The organism is Caballeronia sp., assembly GCF_049581465.1.
Lineage (GTDB): Bacteria > Pseudomonadota > Gammaproteobacteria > Burkholderiales > Burkholderiaceae > Caballeronia.
This window is the reverse complement of sequence record NZ_JBAUSA010000065.1, coordinates 1-4,300: the sequence shown is the minus strand read 5'-3', so window position 1 is coordinate 4,300 and position 4,300 is coordinate 1. Positions and strand designations below refer to the sequence as shown.

Below are 4,300 nucleotides of genomic sequence, written 5' to 3'. Positions count from 1 at the left end.
ATCCACGCAGTTCACGCAGCACGCGCGCCACTTCGTCGACGTTGCGCATCAATGCGCCTTCCGTTACTTCGAGTTCCAGCATGCTCGCCGGCAGCCGTGCCTGCGCCAACGCTTCGCTTACCGTCTTGACGATATTCGAGCGTTCAAACTGCAAGGGCGAAACGTTGACCGACATCCGGACGCAATCGATTCCCTGGTCAAGCCAGGCTCGCGCCTGAATGCACGCGGACCGTAGTACCCACTCGCCGATCTGCGAAATAAGGCCTATCTCCTCTGCGACCGGGATGAAAATCGCAGGCGATACGGGCCCCAGTTCCTCATCGGTCCAGCGAGCGAGCGCTTCCGCACCGCGAATCCGCCCCGTGTGCATATCGACCTGAGGTTGATACGCAATGCTAAGCGACCCGGCTTTAACCGCACGACGCAGCTTCGTGGACAAGGTGAGCTTGTCAGCAGCAGCGCGGTTCAGTTCCGGCCGATAGTACTGGTACCCATTGCGGCCGTTCTCCTTCGCGAGGTACATCGCGGCGTCGGCGTTGCGCACCAGCGTGTCGGCGTCGGTTCCGTCTTGTGGGAATATGCTGATGCCGACGCTGACCTCCACGTACAACTCGCGTTGCGCCACGCGCAGCGGTTCGTTCATCGACGCAATCAGTCTCTCGACCATCGCCACAAGCTGTGAACTACTTGAGCGCTCGGCAATTATCATGAACTCGTCGCCACCGTAGCGGGCAACAAGATCCGTCGAACGCACGATCCGGCTAAGGCGTTTAGCCATCTCGGCCAACAGAGCGTCGCCTACCCGATGTCCAAGCGAATCGTTCACTTCCTTGAATCGATCCAGATCGAGGAACAACACGGATACTTCGCCACCTGAATCCCGCGCGCGAAGGATCGCGTCGTTCAGGCGCTCGTCAAGCGCGGCTCGATTGGGAAGGCCCGTGAGCGCGTCGTAGCGCGCTTGATGCTGCAGTTCCTGTTGGTAGTTAATGAGCACCGACACGTCGCTCATCACGCCGACGTGATGGGTCACCCGAGCGTCGACATCGCGCACCGGGGCGACGAGGATGTTGTTCCAGTATGGCTCGCCGTTCTTTTTAAAGCATCGCAGCGTGACGTTGGCTTCGACGTTTTCATCGAGCGCGCGGCTCACGGGCGCCCACTTGTCCGGTTCGCCAGCGAGATTAAATAGCTGGTGGCACCCAACGCCTACGACCTCGTCCTTGCCATACCCGGTGATTCGCTCGAAAGCCAGATTCGCGTACAACACAACGTGCGTCGACCCGCGAGGTTCAGTAATGACGATTGCGTTCACGCTTGCGTCGAGAGCGCGGCTTTGAAGACGCAGGGCGAGCTCGGTCTCCCGCCTTGCCGTGATGTTTTCGTACGCAATCAGGACGCCGGCAATAGAACCCTCCTGGTCAACGAGAGGCAGTTTCGTCTCCGATATCCACCCCTTGGTACCGTTGACAGCAATGGTTTCCCGTTCGCGGTGCTTCATGGTAAGCAAGCCCGACATGACAAGCGAGTCCTCTTCGCGGACCACGAACGAGTCGGTACGCCAGGGCAAGTCCGAGTCGGTCAGGCCATCGAGTTGCGAACGGGAGCTCAAGCCGGCGTCGCGCGCGAAGACTTCGTTGCCGCCTCGATAGCGATGCTGTGCGTCCTTCCACGCGACGCCCTGCGGGATATGGTCGAGCACATACTCAAGGGTCTGCTTTGAACCAAACAGCTCGGAACGCGCACGGTCAGCGCTCGACCACGCGAGCCGCAGCCTGCGGGCGATATGCGCGTTGTGGAACAAGACCGCCAACAGGATCAGTGACGCGGATAAAGCCGAGCCGAGCAGAATATCGGATGTTCGCCGGCTATCGGACGATGTACGGCTTACCGTCGCGTCAATCGACGCATCCTCATCAATGCGTATTTCGATGACTTTCGCGACGACGCTATAGAAAAAGGCATCGAGTGCAGCGAGCGCCGGATCGTTTAACTTGACGCTGCCGGGCATGGCCGCCACTCGCCGCGAAACGTCGTGACTCTGCTCCGCTAGCGTTTTCACCATACGGTCAAGCTCTGCCAGGTGCGCAACGCAGTTGCTGCGGGACTTGCACCCCGCCAGTGCATCTTGTGTAAGCCGCGACACCTGAAGGAGCGGAAAGACGTAGTCCGGGCGCCGGTAGAACGGCACGGTTCCGACTCGCGTATAGAGTTCGGCATGTTCTTCGAACAGCAATTGCTGAAGCGCGTCCAGGTTATGCTTGACCCGGCCGGACGCTTGCAACCCGAAAAGCGCATCATTCTGTTCCCGCGTCTGCTGGATCGCGAGGACGGCATTCAGTCCGATTGCAAACAAGACAAAAACCACCGCAACGCGGGTCAACCCTCGCATTGTGCGCGGCATTGCGCTTAAGCTCTTGACGTCGCTTGAACGGCGTCCCGCCACAGACTGTTGACGCGTTGCGCCCTGTACTGATCCGTCAATTTCACTCACTTCATTTGCCTTTTTGCCCGACTCGTCTACGGGATAACGGGTAAGGCTGGATGTTCTTTAGGTTGTCAGGCTTTATCGACTGAAGTGGAAGAGAAGTTAATATTTTCGCAATGTAAGCGTAATTTAATATTGCGGAACTATTACAGCCACAATCTTGCAGGACTGTGACACGGCGGCCATCCGCGCCCGCAAGAGTGCAAATCCGGGGGACGTTTTTCAGGTTGTCTTTCGGCTTGTAAGTTTGATTTGTTAGGCCGGTTGGCCCCGAAGGCACGGGAATTGCGGATCGCTGATGCCGCGTCCTGGCACCACTGTGACCCGCGTTGTTTGCGCTGGTCTTTGGAGCCAGATGACGTACGCAACCCGCGGACACCTGTTTGAGTGCCTGCGGTCTGCCGATTAACAACTTACGCTTGCTGGAGAAACCATGGAACCTGTCTCACACGGAATCATTTTTTGGCTCATCATCGGTGGCATTGCCGGTGCGCTCGCTGGCCGAATCGTCGACGGAGGAGGCTTCGGAATCATTGTCGACATCATTGTGGGTATCGTCGGCGCTTTCATTGGCGGCTGGCTGGGTGGCGTGCTTGGCTTGCACCTGGGTGGCGGAATTATCGGCTCGCTGATAACGGCCCTGATCGGCGCCGTGATTTTGCTGGTCATCGTTCGACTCTTCTCCAGCGGCCGCAGTCGATCTATTTAGCAATAAGAAACCGACGCTTAGTGCATTGCGCCAGGTGAATCCTGCGATGACAATTGTCATTGCAGGATTCACCAGTTAGCGCGAAATAAAGCGCTTTGACGACACAGAGCATTCAATCATGAGCCAACGGTCGCCCAAGTCCTATTCAGTCTTCGTATCGAATGCAATCGACGGGGACATTTCCGTCTTCCATTTGGACACCGCGAGCGGACGCATTGACCTGACGGACCGATACGCAGCAGCCGAAACCGTCATGCCCCTGGCAGTTTCGAATGACCAACAACTGCTCTACGCCGCGATTCGCGGCACATCACCCGCTATTGCTACGTACGACGTGGATCCGCATACCGGGCGCCTCAGCCATCGTCGCTCGGTGCCGATTGCATCCAGTCTTGCTTACTTGTCGATCGACCCGTCGGGTCGATACTTGTTGGGAGCATCCTACGGCGAACATTGCTTGAACCTCTATAGCGTCGACCGGCTCGCCGATGTCGATGCCAACGGCACACCGGTTCAGGTCGTTCCCGGGATAGAAAACGCACACGCCGTCATCGTTTCGCCTGACAACCGGTTCGCCTACGTTTCATCCCTTGGGGCGAATAAGGTGTACTGCTATGAGATCCAGTCCGGGGCCGCGGGCGACAAGCTAGCTTTCGTGGATGATGCAAAGCTTGGCGATGGCTTCGGTCCGCGCCATCTGCACCTGTCGACGGATGGAAAGAGGCTCTACGTGTTAAGCGAATTTCGCGCGACAGTTGCGGTCTTTCCTCGCGATATCGATAGCGGCCGTCTTGGCGCACTGAAGATGTCTGGTCGCCCTGTAGCGCTTGCGCATCTCGAAGACGGCCGGATTCGTCCGACCGCCGGCACGGTTCAGCCTGATCCCCGGACACTCACGTCGCTCGTGTGGGCCGCCGACATTCACGTCACCCCCGACGATCGATTTGTGTACGTGTCCGAGCGGACTTCGAGCCGCTTGATTGCTTATCGCGTTCAAGCGGATGGTTCACTCGAATACGCAAGTTCCATCGATACCGAATTACAACCTCGTGGCTTCAACATCGACCCGTCGGGCCGCTTTCTGGTCGCATGCGGGGAAAAGT

The 4,300-nt window shown here is 58.0% G+C and carries 3 protein-coding genes; 2 read left to right on the top strand and 1 reads right to left on the bottom strand.

Annotated features, from left to right (window positions below; genetic code table 11):
* Nucleotides 1–2,404, bottom strand: a 2,404-nt coding sequence (locus WCA53_RS01565; protein WP_423904741.1) for a putative bifunctional diguanylate cyclase/phosphodiesterase, incomplete at its 3' end; no start/stop codon positions are given.
* A 517-nt stretch (nucleotides 2,405–2,921) separates the two neighbouring features.
* Here WCA53_RS01565 and WCA53_RS01560 point away from each other — a divergent pair.
* Both WCA53_RS01560 and WCA53_RS01555 read left to right on the top strand, forming a co-directional pair.
* The gene (locus WCA53_RS01560) at nucleotides 2,922–3,197 is read left to right on the top strand and encodes a GlsB/YeaQ/YmgE family stress response membrane protein (protein WP_423904738.1); all 276 of its coding nucleotides are present in this window, start codon (nucleotides 2,922–2,924) and stop codon (nucleotides 3,195–3,197) included.
* Nucleotides 3,198–3,315: 118 nt separating this feature from the next.
* On the top strand, nucleotides 3,316–4,300 hold a 985-nt coding region (locus tag WCA53_RS01555; RefSeq protein WP_423904735.1), incomplete at its 3' end, for a lactonase family protein.